This window comes from Inquilinus limosus DSM 16000, assembly GCF_000423185.1.
GTDB classification, from domain to species: domain Bacteria; phylum Pseudomonadota; class Alphaproteobacteria; order DSM-16000; family Inquilinaceae; genus Inquilinus; species Inquilinus limosus.
Genome location: NZ_AUHM01000037.1, coordinates 1 through 16,286 on the forward strand (window position 1 = coordinate 1; position 16,286 = coordinate 16,286).

Annotated in this window: 16 protein-coding genes; 12 read left to right on the forward strand and 4 right to left on the reverse strand. The window is 68.2% G+C overall.

The window, feature by feature from the left end; genetic code table 11:
• Window positions 1–237: transposase (locus tag G537_RS0125675; RefSeq protein ID WP_026872550.1), on the forward strand; the 237-nt coding region annotated here is incomplete at its 5' end.
• Window positions 238–984: 747 nt separating this feature from the next.
• Window positions 985–3,207 carry a calcium-binding protein gene (locus G537_RS0125680; protein ID WP_026872551.1) on the forward strand — a complete coding sequence of 741 codons (2,223 nt, stop codon included), beginning with the start codon at window positions 985–987 and terminating at the stop codon, window positions 3,205–3,207.
• A 148-nt stretch (window positions 3,208–3,355) separates the two neighbouring features.
• On the opposite strand, the gene G537_RS42705 is transcribed toward G537_RS0125680, so the two are convergent.
• A complete protein-coding gene (locus G537_RS42705; protein ID WP_081689042.1) occupies window positions 3,356–3,682 on the reverse strand; it encodes a hypothetical protein in 327 nt (108 codons plus the stop codon).
• 305 nt (window positions 3,683–3,987) lie between these two features.
• On the opposite strand from G537_RS42705, the gene G537_RS0125690 reads away from it, so the two are divergent.
• The 9 genes from G537_RS0125690 to G537_RS0125730 all read left to right on the forward strand — a co-directional run bounded on the left by G537_RS0125690 (window position 3,988) and on the right by G537_RS0125730 (window position 10,861).
• Complete coding sequence (locus tag G537_RS0125690; protein ID WP_026872553.1) at window positions 3,988–4,707, forward strand: hypothetical protein; 720 nt, start codon at window positions 3,988–3,990, stop codon at window positions 4,705–4,707.
• A 281-nt stretch (window positions 4,708–4,988) separates the two neighbouring features.
• Entirely contained in the window at window positions 4,989–5,195 is a 207-nt protein-coding gene (locus tag G537_RS0125695; RefSeq protein WP_026872554.1) for a cation transporter, read from the forward strand.
• Between the two features lie 228 nt (window positions 5,196–5,423).
• On the forward strand, window positions 5,424–5,921 hold the full coding sequence (locus G537_RS0125700; protein ID WP_245579144.1) for an invasion associated locus B family protein: 498 nt from the start codon (window positions 5,424–5,426) through the stop codon (window positions 5,919–5,921).
• 255 nt (window positions 5,922–6,176) lie between these two features.
• Window positions 6,177–7,319, forward strand: a complete 1,143-nt coding sequence (rlmN, locus tag G537_RS0125705; RefSeq protein WP_026872556.1) for a dual-specificity RNA methyltransferase RlmN — start codon at window positions 6,177–6,179, stop codon at window positions 7,317–7,319.
• Between the two features lie 162 nt (window positions 7,320–7,481).
• Entirely contained in the window at window positions 7,482–7,715 is a 234-nt protein-coding gene (locus tag G537_RS39870; RefSeq protein ID WP_034853041.1) for a hypothetical protein, read from the forward strand.
• The gene (locus G537_RS39875; protein ID WP_155888774.1) at window positions 7,712–7,981 is read left to right on the forward strand and encodes a hypothetical protein; all 270 of its coding nucleotides are present in this window, start codon (window positions 7,712–7,714) and stop codon (window positions 7,979–7,981) included. Before G537_RS39870 ends, G537_RS39875 begins: the two co-directional genes overlap by 4 nt.
• Window positions 7,978–8,529, forward strand: coding sequence for a hypothetical protein (locus tag G537_RS0125720; RefSeq protein ID WP_026872557.1), 552 nt, complete (start codon window positions 7,978–7,980; stop codon window positions 8,527–8,529). The genes G537_RS39875 and G537_RS0125720 overlap by 4 nt, the downstream gene beginning before the upstream one ends.
• A gap of 103 nt (window positions 8,530–8,632) precedes the next feature.
• The gene (yghU, locus tag G537_RS0125725) at window positions 8,633–9,511 is read left to right on the forward strand and encodes a glutathione-dependent disulfide-bond oxidoreductase (protein WP_026872558.1); all 879 of its coding nucleotides are present in this window, start codon (window positions 8,633–8,635) and stop codon (window positions 9,509–9,511) included.
• Window positions 9,512–9,631: 120 nt separating this feature from the next.
• The gene (locus G537_RS0125730; RefSeq protein WP_026872559.1) at window positions 9,632–10,861 is read left to right on the forward strand and encodes an argininosuccinate synthase; all 1,230 of its coding nucleotides are present in this window, start codon (window positions 9,632–9,634) and stop codon (window positions 10,859–10,861) included.
• A gap of 62 nt (window positions 10,862–10,923) precedes the next feature.
• Here G537_RS0125730 and G537_RS0125735 read toward each other — a convergent pair whose 3' ends face one another.
• On the reverse strand, window positions 10,924–11,958 hold the full coding sequence (locus G537_RS0125735; RefSeq protein ID WP_081689043.1) for a calcium-binding protein: 1,035 nt from the start codon (window positions 11,956–11,958) through the stop codon (window positions 10,924–10,926).
• A 690-nt stretch (window positions 11,959–12,648) separates the two neighbouring features.
• On the opposite strand from G537_RS0125735, the gene G537_RS0125740 reads away from it, so the two are divergent.
• Window positions 12,649–12,855 carry a cold-shock protein gene (locus G537_RS0125740; RefSeq protein WP_026872561.1) on the forward strand — a complete coding sequence of 69 codons (207 nt, stop codon included), beginning with the start codon at window positions 12,649–12,651 and terminating at the stop codon, window positions 12,853–12,855.
• Between the two features lie 83 nt (window positions 12,856–12,938).
• Here the strand turns inward: G537_RS0125740 and G537_RS0125745 are convergent, their stop codons facing one another.
• The gene (locus G537_RS0125745; protein WP_026872562.1) at window positions 12,939–13,280 is read right to left on the reverse strand and encodes a MucR family transcriptional regulator; all 342 of its coding nucleotides are present in this window, start codon (window positions 13,278–13,280) and stop codon (window positions 12,939–12,941) included.
• Window positions 13,281–13,542: 262 nt separating this feature from the next.
• Window positions 13,543–16,230, reverse strand: coding sequence for an aconitate hydratase AcnA (gene acnA / locus G537_RS0125750; protein WP_026872563.1), 2,688 nt, complete (start codon window positions 16,228–16,230; stop codon window positions 13,543–13,545).
• Window positions 16,231–16,286 lie beyond the last annotated feature (56 nt).

Genomic DNA, 16,286 nt, shown 5'->3' on the forward strand with positions numbered 1-16,286 from the left:
CCTGCTGCCGTGCGCAGCGCCATCGAAGGCACCGGCGCCAAGCTGCGCTTCCTGCCGGCCTATAGCCCAGACTTCAACCCGATCGAGATGGCCTTCTCCAAACTCAAGGCCTTCCTCAAGAAGCTCGCCCCCAGGACCGTCGACGACCTCTGGCAGGCGATCGCACTGGCCGTCGACGCCTTCACACCTGACGATTGCCAGAACTACTTTACTGCTGCCGGATATGACCGCGACTGATCGGAAAATGCTCTAGCCGGGCGCCCGCAAGGCGTCCGGCCCTGCCGTGCCGGCTGGCGGCCATCGGGTGCCAGCGACTGAGGTCGAGGTTGATGTCCGCCGGCCGGCCAACCTCCGTGCGCGGGTCGAGGCGCGAGCCGATCAGCGCCGACACGTTGCCCGACCTCGTGTTCCGGTGGGGCCCTCGGCCGTGCTGCTCCCCATCGATGCTCCGCAATGCGGGCGCGGATCGCCGCGTCCGCGCCTCGGCTGCTGTAGGGGCATGCTCTTCCCCGACGCGGGCGCGGCCAGGCGTCCGGCCTGTGACATCCGTCCCAGGCGCAACGCGGCGGCCCGTCGCCGGCGGCCACGCTGGATGCTGGGGGCGTGGAGGTCGCAACCGGAATGATGTTTGCCAAGTGTATTTGAATCATTCTTGTCTCATGACGATTCTTCTGTTCGCGGTGTAATACCCAAGCATCTACAAACAAAAATTATCTAGGAATTGAAGCAACAAAGACCTTGCGCAGAGCGCAATGTTTGCTATTGAATCGCCGATGGTAGGTGGTGCGTCCTACCGATAATGACACTTTTGTTGAAGCCTCGGTTCTGGGGAAGCGGATTGTTGTGCCCAATATTTGCCGCCCGGCAGGAACAATACAGCCGGGGCACCGCGGAGGAGACGCCGGAAACGGTCTCCATCTCGTTTCCGGCGTCTCGCGCTCTCCCAAATCGTCACGGCTTCTCTGGCTCTAAAAGGACTTCATCATGGCCAACATCAACGGAAACAATAACCCCAATACGCTGAACGGCACCGGTGCCGCCGACACCATCTGGGGCTGGGGCGGCAACGACGTCATCAACGGCGGGGCGGGTGACGACACCATGAACGGCGGGGCGGGTGCCGACCGGATGAACGGCGGCGACGGCACCGACGCGATCACCTATTCGGACGCGGCCTCGGCCGTCAGCATCAATCTGCAGACCGGCGCCGTGGGCGGTGCCGCCGCGGGAGACAGCTGGACGGGTGTCGAGAACGTGACCACCGGCGCCCACAACGACACCATCGTCGGCAATGCGGGCAACAACCAGCTCTGGGGCCTGGGCGGCAACGACAACATCAACGGCGGCGACGGCAGCGACAATCTGAACGGCGGGGCGGGTGCGGACACGCTCAACGGCGGCGCCGGCATCGACTGGCTCAGCTATTGGAGCGAGACCGTCGCTGTCTCGGTCAACCTCACCGCGGGCACGGCCAGCGGGGGCAACGCGGCCGGCGACCGCTATTCGAACATCGAGAATGTCTACGGCACCAGCGGCGCCGACACCCTGATCGGCAACGCTGTCGCGAATGCTCTGTCGGGCGACGAAGGCAACGACACCCTCCGCGGTGCGGGCGGGAACGACACGCTCAACGGCATGGTCGGCAACGACATCGTCGCCGGGGAGGCAGGGGCAGACACGCTGTATGGCGGCGCCGGCAATGACAACATGAATGGCGGGACCGAGAACGACACCGTCTATGGCCATGAAGGCACCGACACCCTCGTCGGCGATGCGGGGGACGACCTGCTGTTCGGCGGCGCCGGCGGCGACACCATCAACGGTGGGGCCGGCACCGACACGGCCAGCTACACGACCGGGACCGTGGCCGTGAACGTCAATCTCACCACCGGCACCGGCTCCGGCGGCGACGCCGCCGGCGACCGGCTGACGGCGATCGAGAATGTGAGCGGCACCGTCGGCAATGACACCTTGATCGGCAATGCGGCGGCGAATCTGCTGTGGGGTGGCGACGGCAGCGACAATCTGCAGGGCCGCGACGGCAATGACAATCTCCAAGGCGCGAACGGCAACGACACCCTGTACGGTGAGGTCGGAACCGATACCCTCGGCGGCGGTGAAGGCAATGACAACCTTATCGGGGGTGCCGGCAACGACACCATCAATGGCGGCAACGGCATCGATCTGGCGAATTACAGCACGTCGACGGCCGGCGTGACGGTCGACCTCACCGCCGGCACCGGCGTCGGCGGCGACGCGCAGGGGGACAGGCTGGCCGCCATCGAGAACCTGCTCGGCTCGAACCACAATGACCGTCTCTATGGCAGCGCGGTCGCCAATTCGATCAATGGCGGTGCCGGCGACGACTATCTGCAAGGCGGCGCGGGCGCGGACACGCTCACCGGCGGCGCCGGGGTGGATTGGACGGATTATTGGGACTCGACCGCCGGCGTCACGGTCAACCTCACGACCGGCACGGGCAGCGGCGGCGAGGCCCAAGGGGACAGGATCTCCGGCGTCGAGAACATCGCCGGGTCCAATCTGAACGACACCCTGGTCGGCGATGCGGGGGTGAACCGGCTCAACGGCCGTGCCGGTGCCGACAGCCTCAACGGCGCCGGCGGCAATGACCTGCTCGTCGGCGGCGCCGGGGCCGACGTTCTGGTCGGCGGCGCCGGCTACGACAGCGCGCTGTACGACAACGCCACGGCCGGCGTGACCGCGAACCTGGCCAATGCCGCGGCCAACACCGGGGATGCGGCCGGCGACACCTACAGCAGCATCGAGCATCTCGTCGGCAGCCGGTTCGCAGACACCCTGACCGGCAGCGGCGCCTCCAATTTCCTGTCCGGCTGGGGTGGTGACGACAGGCTCAGCGGCGGCGCCGGCGTCGACGTCCTGGATGGCGGCGCTGGTGCGGACACCTTCGTCTTCTCCGCTTACAGCGACGCCCCGGCCGCGGCCCCCGACCGGATCAACGACTTTTCCCAGAGCCAGGGCGACAAGATCGACCTGTCGGCCATCACCGGCGGCAACGGCAGCTTCATCGGCTCGGGAGAATTCGGCAATAACGCCGGCGAAGTCCGCATCGACGTGGGCACCACCCAGACCGCCGTCTACGTCGACATCAACGGCAACGGCACGGCCGATCTGCAGATCCGCCTCATGGGGGCGATCACGCTGACCGCGGACGATTTCGTCCTGTAACTCCCGTCGGCCCGGGCGTCTCGCGCGCCCGGGCCGTCATCCCGCGACCGGGTTCGACCGGTGCGCTCCGTCATGCGGGACGTCGGACGAGCAGGCCATCGCCGATGCCGCAAGCGCGAGGGCCGCACCGGGCGATGGCGAAGGCGCGTCAGTCGAACGGGATCGTCACGGTGATCCCCGGCGGCGGGGCCGGGGCCACCACCACCGGCGGGCGCTCATAATAGTAGGTGGGCGGACGCTCATAATAGACCCGCGGCCGGTACTGGCGCGGTCCGTCGCACTTCACCTCTTCCTTGTACTCGCCGTCGTCCCATTTGCGCTCGTATTTGCAGCGGCCGTCGCGCCATTCCTGCTTGTAGTCTCCGCCGCGCCAGCCCCAGCCATGACCGCTCTCGTCCTTCCACGGGTCGGCCATGGCGACGGCCGGCGTCAGGAGGAGTGCGACGGCGACCGCGTATTTCAACATCCTGTCCATCTCGATCTCGCCTTTCGGCGTCGGTTGACCCGTTCGCATGCTGAAACGAGCGCCCCGGGCGAACGTTCCGGGCGGGCACCCGCTGTTGAGCTCCCCCCGTCCCAAAAAGAACCCCGCCGGGGGCGGGGCTGAGGGGTCCAGTGGAAGGGAGCTGCAGAGCCCCCCGATCCAGGACGATGATCGGTCGCCGGTTATTCCGAAAAAAATCCGGCGAACGCCGGCCACCTCGGATTGGACCTGTCCAAGACCGTGCGCTCCCACGATCCATATGGACTTAAGTCACGTCTTTGTTCATGATATGTTCCATGAACATGGTGCAGACCGATGGCGAGGCGGGCGAGGCCCGGCCGTCCGATCCCGATCTGAACTGGACGGGATGGGCGCTGGAGAAGCTGCGCGAGGTGGTCGAGATCGACATCCGCAGCAAGCGGCTGACCGAGCGGCAGCAGCAGGCGACCCCGGCGGAGCCGCAGGAGCCGCCGGATTTCCCGCTGATGCAGTCGCGCCTGTCGCGCTCGATCCGGCTGTCGATCGCGATGGCCGAGCGGATCCGCGGCGACTACCTGCACCGCCGGGCCGAGGGCGAGGAGTCGGGGGCGCTGGAGCGCCGCCGCCGGCGGCGGGAGCAGGCCGTCAAGGCCGTGGTCGAGGCGGTCGCGGCGGCCGAGGCTGCGGACCTCGCCGCGGCCGGCGAGGCCGTCGACCCCAAGGAGACCGAACGCCTGCGGGAGCAGGTGTGGGAGCGGCTGGCCGAGGACGAGGTGCTGGACGTGCAGCTCGACACCCTGTCGGCCGGGGAGTTCGTGCGGGAGGTCTGCCGCTGGCTCGGCCGCCGGCTGGACCCGAGCCGGCTGCCGCAGGGCTGGGACGATGTCGCCGGGGTCCGTGACGATGCCGGCTCGGCCGGTGAGGGCACGGCTGCCGTCGCCGTGGCTGCCGAGGCCCGGCACGACTGGCCTCCACAATCGGACGTGCTCGAAGAGGGCCACCCTCCGTCCAGCCCCCCGAAGCCGGACAGCAGCTGAGTCTTGATGCGGCGCGCGACCGCGTAGGTTGGGTTCGCCGTCGGGCGAACCCAACATCTCACCGCCGCGCCTATGCCCATTGGGTTCGCGTGCCCCGAACCCAACCTACGAAGCCGCCATGCCTTCCACATTCCCCCTCCCCATGCGGGAGCGGGCAGGGGGAGGGGGCTGCGCGCGTCTGCGCGCCTGTGCGCGGCCCGGGACGACATCCACCCGGCGGGTCTTGACCTTCCCACTGCTGGAAGCCCCATTTCGGGGGAAGAACACTCCAGGAGGACGGAATGGAACTCGAAGTCGAAGGCATGACCTGCGGCGGCTGCGCCGAGGCGGTGAGGCGCGCGGTCCGGGCGGTGGCGCCCGGCGCCGAGGTCGCGGTCGACTTGGCCGGCGGCCGGGTGACGGTGTCGCCTTCGGGTGCCGCGCCGGATGCGGCGGCCGTGGCCGCGGCGATCGACCGGGCCGGTTTCCACGCCCGGGTGACGGGCTGATCGGGTATCGACGGGAAGAAGGAGAACGGGCGCCGGCCGGCGCTTCGCGCCGTGCCGCCTGCCGACGGGAATGGGATTAATAACCCCGCATGCGTTCGGGTGGTTCCCGTCGCGCGCAAATCCATGTATGTCCTGGGGTCGCCTCGGGCCGCGTCGTCCTGCCTTGCAACCCCGAATCAGAGTGGCGCTATGCTGAGAACCCGTCGTCGCAAGTCTTTCCTCGGTGTCATGGCCGGCCTCGTTCTCGCGGCCGGCGTTGCTCTGCCGGGCGCGGCCTCGGCGCAGAACGTGCAGTACATCTCCTCCAGCCGCGACTGGCACGCCTTCCAGTTCACCGAGAACGGCAGCAAGGCCTGCTACATCGCCTCGAAGCCGACCAAGGCCGAGCCCGCCAATGTCCGCCACGGCGACGTGTTCATCCTGGTCACCAACCGGCCGGCGGAGAAGCAGAAGAACGTGGTCAGCCTGCAGGTCGGCTACACGCTGAAGCAGGGCGCCGACGTCACCGCCAGCATCGGCGGCCGCAACTTCCAGCTCTTCACCGACGGCAACACCGCCTGGTCGCGCGACGCGGCGGCGGACGACGCGCTGGTCGGCGCGATGAAGGGCGGCTCGACCATGACGGTCAAGGCCACCTCCTCGCGCGGCACCGCCACCAGCTACACCTTCTCCCTGGCCGGCATCACCGCGGCGCTGAACGAGATCAACAAGGCCTGCGGCGCCTGACCGCAGGTCCTCTAGCCAGCAGTCGTCAGACCGCATTCGTTCATGTAAAGCAACGCGGCCCCTTCCCTTGGGGAGGGGCCATTGCCATTTGAAAGCCCGTCCGAGAATGCGCTGGAGTGAGTCGGCTGGTGGTGATGTCGAGAACCGGCGCGCAGCGGACATGAGTCCGTGAGCACCGGAAGCGGAGACAGCGCCGCCAGACGGCCGCTCCAGTAGCATTATCGGATGGGCTTTCAGGGTCCTCCGGAGGTCCCGATGGGTATTGAGACGCACGCCACGACATTCGCGCCGCCCGCGCCCCGCGCCGACGGCCGCATCAACCTGGTCGGCCTCGACCGTGCCGAGCTGGCGGAGACGCTGGCGGCGCTGGGCGAGCCGGCGTTCCGCGCGCGCCAGCTGTTCGGCTGGATCTACAAGCGCGGCGCCACCGATTTCCAGGCGATGAGCGACCTGGCCAAGGGCCTGCGCGCCAAGCTGGCGGACGGCTTCGCCCTCGACCGGCCGCTGGTGGTGCGGCAGCAGCAGTCCTTCGACGGCACCCGGAAGTGGCTGGCGCGGATGGAGGACGGGCAGGAGATCGAATCGGTCCACATCCCCGAGGAGGACCGCGGCACGCTCTGCGTCTCCTCCCAGGTCGGCTGCACCCTGACCTGCCGGTTCTGCCACACCGGCACCCAGCGCCTGGTGCGCAACCTCGAGGCGTCGGAGATCGTCGGCCAGGTCATGCTGGCCCGCGACGTGCTGCAGGACTGGGGGCGGGAAGGGGACGACCGCCAGCTCACCAACATCGTCATGATGGGGATGGGCGAGCCGCTCTACAATTTCGAGAACGTGAAGCGGGCGCTGAAGCTGGTGATGGATCCGGAGGGCATCGCCCTCTCGCGCCGCCGCATCACCCTGTCGACCGCCGGCGTGGTGCCGCTGATGAAGCGCTGCGGCGAGGAGCTGGGCGTCAACCTGGCGGTGTCGCTGCACGCGGTGACGGACGAGCTGCGCGACCAGATCGTGCCGATCAACAAGAAATACCCGGTCAAAGAGCTGCTGGACGCCTGCCGCGAGTATCCCGGCGTCAACAACGCCCGGCGCATCACCTTCGAATATGTGATGCTGAAGGGCGTCAACGACACCCCGGCCGATGCGCGCGAGCTGGTGCGCATCCTCAAGGGCATCCCGGCCAAGATGAACCTGATCCCCTTCAACCCCTGGCCGGGCGCACCCTTCGAATGCTCGACGCCGGAGGCGATCGAGCGCTTCGCCGACATCCTGATGGAGGCCGGCTACGCCAGCCCGGTGCGGACGCCGCGCGGCAGCGACATCCTGGCCGCCTGCGGCCAGCTGAAGTCGGACAGCGTGCGCCAGCGCGCCTCGGCCCGCGCCGCCGCGGCCGCCGTGCACTGATCCGCCGCTGATGATCCAGAGCTTTCCGCGATGTCCCATGCCGTCATGGCGAGCCCCGAAGGGGCGCGGCCATCCAGGGCGGCTCGCACCGGCCCCTGGATGGCCCCGGCGCTGCGCGCCTCGCCATGACGGTGTGGATTGGGTCTTCGGAAAGTGCCGCGCATGACCGTCGCCGAGTTCCTCCGCACCCCGGGCGCCTGGGCGCTGCTCTTCGCCCTCCTGGCGATGCCGGCGCTGGCCCGCATGCTCGGCCGCGCCGGCCTCGCCCGCGGCTGGGCGCTGCTGGCGCTGGTGCCGCATGTCGGCGTGCTGCTGGTCTTCGCCGTGCTGCTGTTCCGGCGCTGGCCGGCGGTCGCGGCGGCGGGAGGCGCTTCGGCCGGGGAGGGGAAGCGATGAGTGGCGTGCTCGAGACGCTGTCGGCGCTCTACGGCCCCGGCTGGATGGCGGCGCTGCCGCATTGGGGCATCAACCTCGTCATCGGCGTCTACATCGTGCTGCTGATGAGCTTCGCCGCCTATGCGCTGGTCAAGGCGCGGGTGACGCCGCTGTGGTCGATCCTGCTGCTGGTGCCCTATCTCGACGTCATCGTGCTCTGGGTCATCGCCTTCATCCGCTGGCCGCGCATCGACGGGCCGCGGCCGCACGTCGTCCACCGCGGATGAGGCGGGTCCGCCCGGCGCTGGTCCTGGCCTGGCTGGCCGTCTGGTCCGGCGCCGCGGGGGCGGAGGCCGACATCCGCGGCTGGGACGGCCTCACCTGGGGCATGACCGCGGACCAGGTGCGGACGGCACTGCCGCAGGCGGTGCCGCTGTCCCCGCCCTGGGACTTCGGCCCGCTCTATGCCGACCGGTTGGTGCGGGGCGTGGTCGTCGGCGGCATCGCCTTCGACCTGGTGCCGGAGCTGGCGCGGAAGGACGGAAGGCTGGCCCAGATCCTGTTCGAGCGGCGGTCGCCGATCCCCGGCCCGGCGGAGCTGCAGGCCTTCGTCAACGACCTGCATGCCCGTCTGGGGCCGCCGGCCGAGAACTGCATGGTCGAGGCCGGCCTCGTCACCCGGCTGTGGCGCTTCCCCTCGTCCCAGGTGGCGCTGACCATGGTCGACTTCTCCGCCGACGGCAGCCGCGGACGGCTGCAGCGGCTCCTGCTGCGCTACACCGCCGCCGACCGCGCGCCGCCCTCGCCCTGCGAACGGGACGGAGCCGGAACGTGAACGCGATGGCAACTGATCGCTTTTTTTTGAAACGGCCGCGTTCTAGGGTTGAGACCCGTCGAACGCCGCATTCTCTCCACGTCTCCCAGCAGGAGCATCGCGAATGAGCAGCCCGTCCGAATACACGCCGCCGCAGGTCTGGACCTGGAACAAGCCGAGCGGCGGGCAGTTCGCCAGCATCAACCGTCCGATCGCGGGGGCGACGCACGAGAAGGAGCTGCCGGTCGGCCGCCATCCCTTCCAGCTCTATTCGCTCGGCACGCCGAACGGCCAGAAGGTCACGATCATGTTCGAGGAGCTGCTGGCCGCCGGCCACGGCGGCGCCGAATACGACGCCTGGCCGATCCGGATCGGCGATGGCGACCAGTTCGGCAGCGGCTTCGTCGCGATCAACCCGAACTCCAAGATCCCGGCGCTGGTCGACCGCAGCGGCCCGACCCCGGTCCGGATCTTCGAATCCGGCGCGATCCTGATGCATCTCGCCGAGAAGTTCGGGGCCTTCCTGCCGGCCTCCGGCCCCGCCCGCGCCGAATGCCTGTCCTGGCTGTTCTGGCAGATGGGCAGCGCCCCCTTCCTCGGCGGCGGCTTCGGCCATTTCTACGCCTACGCCCCGGTCAAGATCGAATACGCGATCGACCGATACGCCATGGAGACCAAGCGCCTGCTCGACGTGCTCGACCGGCGCCTGGCCGAGACCGAATACGTCGCCGGCGATCAGTACACGATCGCCGACATGGCGTGCTGGCCCTGGTATGGCGGTCTGGCGCTGGGGCGGGCCTACAACGCGGCCGAGTTCCTGGATGTCCAGAGCTACAAGAACGTGCAGCGCTGGGCCAAGGCGATCGACGCCCGGCCGGCGGTGAAGCGCGGCCGCATCGTCAACCGCATGACCGGCGACCCGTCGGAGCAGCTGCACGAGCGCCACGACGCCGGCGACTTCGAGACCCGGACCCAGGACAAACTCGCCGCGGCCGGGGGCTAGCCGTTCCACGCCGATCAGGGCGCGGACGCGTCCGCGCCCTGATCGCGCCGCATGGCTCACATGTTGCCCGCCCGCCGCGATGCTCCTAATGTCCGGCGGTTTTTCCTTGTGGAGGCAGGCATGGCGGCCGACGGACAGCAGCAGGTCAAGAAGGTGGTTCTCGCCTATTCGGGCGGGCTCGACACCTCGGTCATTCTGAAGTGGCTGCAGGAGACCTATCGCTGCGAGGTCGTGACCTTCACCGCCGATCTCGGCCAGGGCGAGGAGCTGGAGCCGGCGCGGAAGAAGGCCGAGCTGCTCGGCATCAAACCGGAGAACATCTTCATCCGCGACGTGCGCGAGGAGTTCGTGCGCGACTTCGTGTTCCCGATGTTCCGCGCCAACGCCCTCTATGAGGGCGTCTATCTGCTCGGCACTTCGATCGCCCGGCCGCTGATCTCCAAGCACCTAGTCGAGATCGCGGCCGAGGTCGGCGCCGACGCCGTGGCCCATGGCGCCACCGGCAAGGGCAACGACCAGGTCCGGTTCGAGCTCTCGGCCTATGCGCTCAATCCGCACATCAAGGTGATCGCGCCCTGGCGGCTGTGGGACCTGACCAGCCGCACCCGTCTCCTCGCCTATGCCGAGGAGCGGCAGATCCCGATCGCCAAGGACAAGTACGGCGAGCCGCCCTATTCGACCGACGCCAACCTGCTGCACATCTCCTATGAGGGCAAGGCGCTGGAGGACCCCTGGGTCGAGCCGGACGAGGCGATGTACACCCGCTCGGTCAACCCGGCCGCGGCGCCGGACGAGCCGACCTATGTCGAGATCGAGTTCGAGAAGGGGGATGCCGTCGCGATCGACGGCGAGCGCCTGTCGCCCGCGGCGCTGCTGACCAGGCTCAACGAGCTCGGCGGCCGGAACGGCGTCGGCCGGCTCGACCTGGTCGAGAACCGCTTCGTCGGCATGAAGAGTCGCGGCGTCTACGAGACCCCGGGCGGCACCGTGCTGCTGACCGCCCACCGGGCGATCGAGTCGATCACCCTCGACCGCGGCGCCGCGCATCTCAAGGACGAGGCGATGCCGCGCTATGCCGAGCTGATCTACAACGGCTTCTGGTACTCGCCGGAGCGCGAGGCCATCCAGGCGCTGATCGACAAGACCCAGGAGCGGGTCAACGGCACCGTCCGGCTGAAGCTGTGGAAGGGCAACGTCATCGTCGCCGGCCGCAAGAGCCCGAACAGCCTGTACCGCCTCGACTACGTCACCTTCGAGGAGGATTCGGTCTACGACCAGCGCGACGCCCAGGGCTTCATCAAGCTGAACGCGCTGCGCCTGCGCCTCGGCGCCATGGCCCGCGGCAAGTAGCAACCCCAAAAGAAAAGCGCCCCGCCGGGCAGGCGGGGCGCGGTTCTGCCGGGCGGGGCCGATCAGACGTAGGTGAAGTCCGAGGCCGTCAGGCCCAGCGACGCCAGATCGGCCACGCTGTGGACGTTCGACAGCTGGACGAAGGTCTCCGCGTGGTCGGCCGAGGTGACATAGGCCAAGTTGGCGGTGCCGGTCGTGCTGTCATAGTAGGCGATGATGTCGCCGGCATGCTCGTTGGAGATCGCGCCCGCGGCGGCGGAGGCCGAGGTGAAGCCCTGGTCGGTGATCACGACCGCGTGCTCGCCATTCGCGCCGGACGCCGCGCCGCTGAAGAACGTATCCACCGCGCTGCCGGAGCCGCCGCTGGCGTTGTTGACGAAGTTCGCACCCGCGCCGTCGGTGCCGATCCCGACCGCGTCGAAGGCGAAGCTGTCGTGGCTCGGGTCGAAATCCCGGACGGTGGTGTAGCCCTGGATCGAACCGAACTTCGGGTCGTGGAAGCGGAACAGGAAGGTGTCGTCGCCGGCGCCGCCGGTGAGATAGTCCCTGCCGTCACCGCTGATGAGGGTGTCGTTGCCGGAATCGCCGTAGAGCTTGTCGTTGCCTTCGCCGACACCGGTGCGAGCGGTGTTGCGGCCGTTGTCGCCGGCGAGGACGTCGTTGCCCACGCCGCCGTAGACGGCGTCGTTGCCCTCGCTGCCGAAGACGTGGTCGTTGCCGGCGCCGCCATAGACGTGGTCGATGTTCTGGCCGCCGAAGACGAAGTCGTCGCCGTCGTCGCCATAGACGGTGTCGTTGCCCTGGTCGCCGTTGATGTTGTCGGCCCCGGCGCCGCCACGGACGGTGTCGTCGCCGAGATTGCCGACGAGGACATCGTTGCCGTCGTCGCCGCGGATCAGGTCGTTGCCCGAGCCGCCATCGATGTTGTCATGGCCGCCGCCGCCCTTGGCGACGTCGTTGCCCCACCCGGCCCGGATGACGTCGTTGCCCAGGTCGCCGTTGATCCGGTCGTGGCCCCAGGGATCGATGATCAGATCATCACCCGTGCCGCCGACAAGGATGTCGTCGCCCAGGCCACCCACGATAAGATTTGGCATGGCGAATACTCCCCTATGCTGCAAGTCTGTGTGCCCAAAGGCATGATACGCATATTCGTGACGGCTTCATGAATCATCACAAGATTTCGGGCATGTCTACTCTCAGAATCTGTTGTGGAATATGAGGTCAAGTCATCGATCGTTTTATGGATTTTAGATTAAAATGCTGTATATGGCCGTTGCCCTGGCTTTGCGGAATGCGAACCGGAAGCCGTGGATGACTCCCGTCCGCGAACTGGCCTGTATGGAATCTTCAACGGCGAACGATTTGAAATCCAATATTCTGCCGTTCGGTCTCCACAGAAACGAATCCGAAACCAGAATCGGAGATCGAAATTGGGCTGTTGGAGTATGATCGAGGTGTCGAAATCTTCCGGGGCCGGTCGGCAGCTTCCGCGCACGCTCAGCCGATCGACCGCGACGGCGCATCGGCTTTCACCATCGTCCCGAGGGCCGGTGGTCGCCGAACGTGTCGATCTGCGATGCCGCCATACCCGCATATTCCGGCCGGTTGCGGCTTCGGCCACCGCGTGGCCCGGATGCGCAAGTTTCGGTCGAATCCGCGCCCGGCGTCTAGGCGAGCGCCGGCGCGGTCCCTATGTGACTGGCTTCGGCCCACTTGGCCGGCCGGCCGGGACCTCATTCGGCCGTGAACGACGGCGGCTTCGGCCGCCCACTGGAGTAAGACGTATGGCGACAGGCACCGTGAAGTGGTTCAACACCACCAAGGGCTTCGGGTTTATCCAGCCGGACAACGGCGGCAAGGACGTGTTCGTCCACATCTCGGCGGTGGAGGCCGCGGGGCTGCGGACCCTCAATGAGGGGCAGCAGGTCTCGTTCGAGCTGGCGCGCGGCCGTGACGGCCGGGAGTCGGCGGCGAACCTGCAGGTCTCCTGACGGTCCGCAGCGAGCGCTGAATCGAAAGGGCGGCACCCTCGCGGGTGCCGCCCTTTTCCTTGGGATCGCCACGGCGATCCACGTCAGCGATGCCGCGATCGGAACCGCTCCCGCGGCGCCTCGCCGATCCGGGTGCCGGCGCGGGCGCCGCGCAGGGCGGTCGGCTCGCGCCAGGGCAGCGCCGTGCCCGGTTCGGCGATGATGCGGCGCCGTGCCGCGTCGCCGTCGATGGGGCGGGGCGCCTCCACCGCCCCCGAAGACCCTTCGACCAGCTCGGTCAGGGCGTCATAGACCTGCCGGATGATCTCCGGCACATGCGCCGTCGATGTCGCGGTGGTGCGGAGATGGGCGGCCACGATCGCGGTCGTGACCTCGAGAACCTGGTTCGGTGTCGCCAGCGCCGCTCCGATCTCATCGATGGGCATCCGGCCCCCTCATTGCTGTTGCTGTTGTCCGGTCACCCTCCAAGGACGTCCGGGCGGTGACGCCTATTCCGTCGGGGATCATCCTTTTGGGTGATCTCCCGGCCCGGCATCTCCACCGCCCCTCAAGGCGCGAGACGCGGTTCGGTTCCCTCATGCGGCTATGCTGCGCCGGATGGTCGCTGCGGCCGGGGACGATCCGGTCTCGGAAAACAGAAAAGCCCGGCTCGCGCCGGGCCTTTCCGAAGGTTCAGGTGAGAGAGGCTTACGCCGCCTGCTTCACCATGCTGCGCAGCACGTACTGCAGGATGCCGCCGTTCTTGAAGTACTCCAGCTCGTCCAGCGTATCGATGCGGCACAGCAGGGGCACGTCCTGGCGGCTGCCGTCGGCGCGGGTGATGGTCAGAACCATCTCCTGCCGCGGCTTCAGCCCGTCGGCGATGCCGAGGATGTCGAAGGTCTCGGTGCCGTCCAGCTTCAGGTCCAGGCGGGTGGTGCCGCCGGTGAACTGCAGCGGCAGGACGCCCATGCCGACCAGGTTCGAGCGGTGGATGCGCTCGAAGCTCTCCGCCACCACCGCCTTGACGCCGAGGAGGCGGGTGCCCTTCGCCGCCCAGTCGCGGCTCGAGCCCGTGCCGTATTCCTTGCCGGCGATGATCACCAGCGGCACGCCCTCGGCCTGATAGCGCATCGAGGCGTCGTAGATCGGCAGCACGTCGCCCGAGGGCTGGTGCTTGGTGAAGCCGCCCTCGACGCCCGGCACCAGCTCGTTGCGGATGCGGATGTTGGCGAAGGTGCCGCGCATCATCACTTCATGGTTGCCGCGGCGGGCACCGTAGCTGTTGAAGTCGAGCGGCCGGACCTGGTGCTCCAGCAGGTACTCGCCCGCCGGGCTGTCCTTCTTGATCGAGCCGGCCGGCGAGATGTGGTCGGTGGTGACGCTGTCGGCCAGCACCGCCAGCAGCCGGGCGCCACGCACGTCGGTCACCGGCTCCGGCTCCTTCTGCATGCCGGTGAAGAAGGGCGGGTATTGGACGTAGGTCGAGCCCGGGTTCCAGTTGTAGGTCTCGCTCTCCGCCGTCTCGATGCTCCGCCACTCCTGCGGGCCCTCGAACACATTGGCGTAGCGGCGGCGGAACATCTCCGGCGTCAGGCACTGCTCGATCGTCTCGGCGATCTCCCGGGCGGTCGGCCAGACATCCTTCAGATACACCGGCTGGCCGTCGCTGCCGGTGCCCAGCGGCTCGGTGGTGATATCCTTGGTCATGGTGCCGAGCAGGGCGTAGGCGACCACCAGCGGCGGCGAGGCCAGGTAGTTCGACCGCACATGCGGGCTGATGCGGCCCTCGAAGTTGCGGTTGCCGGACAGCACCGCCGCGACATTGAGGTTGCCCTTCTCGACCGCCGCCGCGATCTCGTCCGGCAGCGGGCCGGAATTGCCGATGCAGGTGGTGCAGCCGTAGCCGACGGTGTTGAAGCCGATGGCGTCGAGGTCGGCGGTGAGATTGGCGGCGTCGAGATACTCGGTCACCACCTGGCTGCCCGGCGCCAGCGAGGTCTTGACCCAGGGCTTGCGGGTCAGGCCCTTCTCGCGCGCCTTGCGGGCGACCAGGCCGGCCGCGACCATCACCGACGGGTTCGAGGTGTTGGTGCAGCTGGTGATGGCTGCGATCACCACGTCGCCGTGGTCGAGGTCATGGTCCATGCCCTCGACCTTGGTCGGGGCCGGGGCCGTGTTGGTGTCCGCAAGCTGCTTCTTGAACGCGCCGGCAGCCTGGGTCAGGGCGACCCGGTCCTGCGGCCGCTTCGGCCCGGCCAGCGACGGCTCGACGTCGCCCAGGTCCAGCTCCAGCGTGTCGGTGAACACCGGGTCGGACGTCGAGGCGTCGCGCCACATGCCCTGGGCCTTGGCGTAGGCCTCGACCAGGCGCACACGGTGCGGGTCGCGGCCGGAGAACTCGAGATAGCGCAGCGTCTCGGCGTCGATCGGGAAAAACCCGCAGGTGGCGCCGTATTCCGGGGCCATGTTGCCGATCGTGGCGCGGTCGGCCAGCGGCATGTGGTCCAGGCCCTCGCCGTAGAACTCGACGAACTTCCCGACCACGCCCTTCTTGCGCAGCATCTGGGTGACGGTCAGCACCAGGTCGGTGGCGGTGCGGCCTTCCTTCAGCTTGCCGGTGATCTTGAAGCCGATCACCTCGGGGATCAGCATCGACACCGGCTGGCCCAGCATCGCCGCCTCGGCCTCGATGCCGCCGACGCCCCAGCCCAGCACCGCCAAGCCGTTGACCATCGTGGTGTGGCTGTCGGTGCCGACCAGCGTGTCGGGATAGGCGACCTGGTTGCCGGTGTTGCGGTCCTTCTCCACCCACACGGTCTGGGCCAGGTACTCCAGGTTCACCTGGTGGCAGATGCCGGTGCCGGGCGGGACGACGCGGAAATTGTCGAAGGCGGTCTGGCCCCAGCGCAGGAAGGCGTAGCGCTCGTGGTTGCGCTCGAACTCCAGGTCGACGTTCTTCTGGAAGGCGGTCGGGGTGCCGAAGGCGTCGACCATGACCGAATGGTCGATCACCAGATCGACGGCCGAAAGCGGGTTGATCCGCTGCGGGTCGCCGCCGAGCGAGACCATCGCCTGGCGCATCGCCGCGAGGTCCACCACCGCCGGCACGCCAGTGAAGTCCTGCATCAGCACGCGGGCCGGGCGGTAGGCGATCTCGCGGTCGGACCGGCGGTCCTGCAGCCACTGCGCCATCGCCTTGACGTCGTCGACCGTGACCGAGCGGCCGTCCTCGAAGCGCAACAGGTTCTCCAGCAGCACCTTCAGCGAGAAGGGCAGGCGGGCGACGTCGCCCAGCTGGCCTTGGGCTGCTTCGAGGCTGAAATAATCGTAGCTCTTGCCGTCGACCGTCAGCTGGCGGCGGGTCTTGAGCGTGTCATGTCCGGTGAAGGTCACGGAAAGGCTCCTTCGGTCGAAGGCTGGTCGCGATGGGCTGTGCGGCCTTCATGTAG

What these genes read in the sequence shown, in the direction of transcription:
- G537_RS0125680 (WP_026872551.1), top strand. Translation starts at nt 985, where the DNA reads ATGGCCAACATCAACGGAAACAATAACCCCAATACGCTGAACGGCACC.
- G537_RS42705 (WP_081689042.1), bottom strand. Translation starts at nt 3,682, where the DNA reads ATGGACAGGATGTTGAAATACGCGGTCGCCGTCGCACTCCTCCTGACG.
- G537_RS0125690 (WP_026872553.1), top strand. Translation starts at nt 3,988, where the DNA reads ATGAACATGGTGCAGACCGATGGCGAGGCGGGCGAGGCCCGGCCGTCC.
- G537_RS0125695 (WP_026872554.1), top strand. Translation starts at nt 4,989, where the DNA reads ATGGAACTCGAAGTCGAAGGCATGACCTGCGGCGGCTGCGCCGAGGCG.
- G537_RS0125700 (WP_245579144.1), top strand. Translation starts at nt 5,424, where the DNA reads ATGGCCGGCCTCGTTCTCGCGGCCGGCGTTGCTCTGCCGGGCGCGGCC.
- rlmN (WP_026872556.1), top strand. Translation starts at nt 6,177, where the DNA reads ATGGGTATTGAGACGCACGCCACGACATTCGCGCCGCCCGCGCCCCGC.
- G537_RS39870 (WP_034853041.1), top strand. Translation starts at nt 7,482, where the DNA reads ATGACCGTCGCCGAGTTCCTCCGCACCCCGGGCGCCTGGGCGCTGCTC.
- G537_RS39875 (WP_155888774.1), top strand. Translation starts at nt 7,712, where the DNA reads ATGAGTGGCGTGCTCGAGACGCTGTCGGCGCTCTACGGCCCCGGCTGG.
- G537_RS0125720 (WP_026872557.1), top strand. Translation starts at nt 7,978, where the DNA reads ATGAGGCGGGTCCGCCCGGCGCTGGTCCTGGCCTGGCTGGCCGTCTGG.
- yghU (WP_026872558.1), top strand. Translation starts at nt 8,633, where the DNA reads ATGAGCAGCCCGTCCGAATACACGCCGCCGCAGGTCTGGACCTGGAAC.
- G537_RS0125730 (WP_026872559.1), top strand. Translation starts at nt 9,632, where the DNA reads ATGGCGGCCGACGGACAGCAGCAGGTCAAGAAGGTGGTTCTCGCCTAT.
- G537_RS0125735 (WP_081689043.1), bottom strand. Translation starts at nt 11,958, where the DNA reads ATGCCAAATCTTATCGTGGGTGGCCTGGGCGACGACATCCTTGTCGGC.
- G537_RS0125740 (WP_026872561.1), top strand. Translation starts at nt 12,649, where the DNA reads ATGGCGACAGGCACCGTGAAGTGGTTCAACACCACCAAGGGCTTCGGG.
- G537_RS0125745 (WP_026872562.1), bottom strand. Translation starts at nt 13,280, where the DNA reads ATGCCCATCGATGAGATCGGAGCGGCGCTGGCGACACCGAACCAGGTT.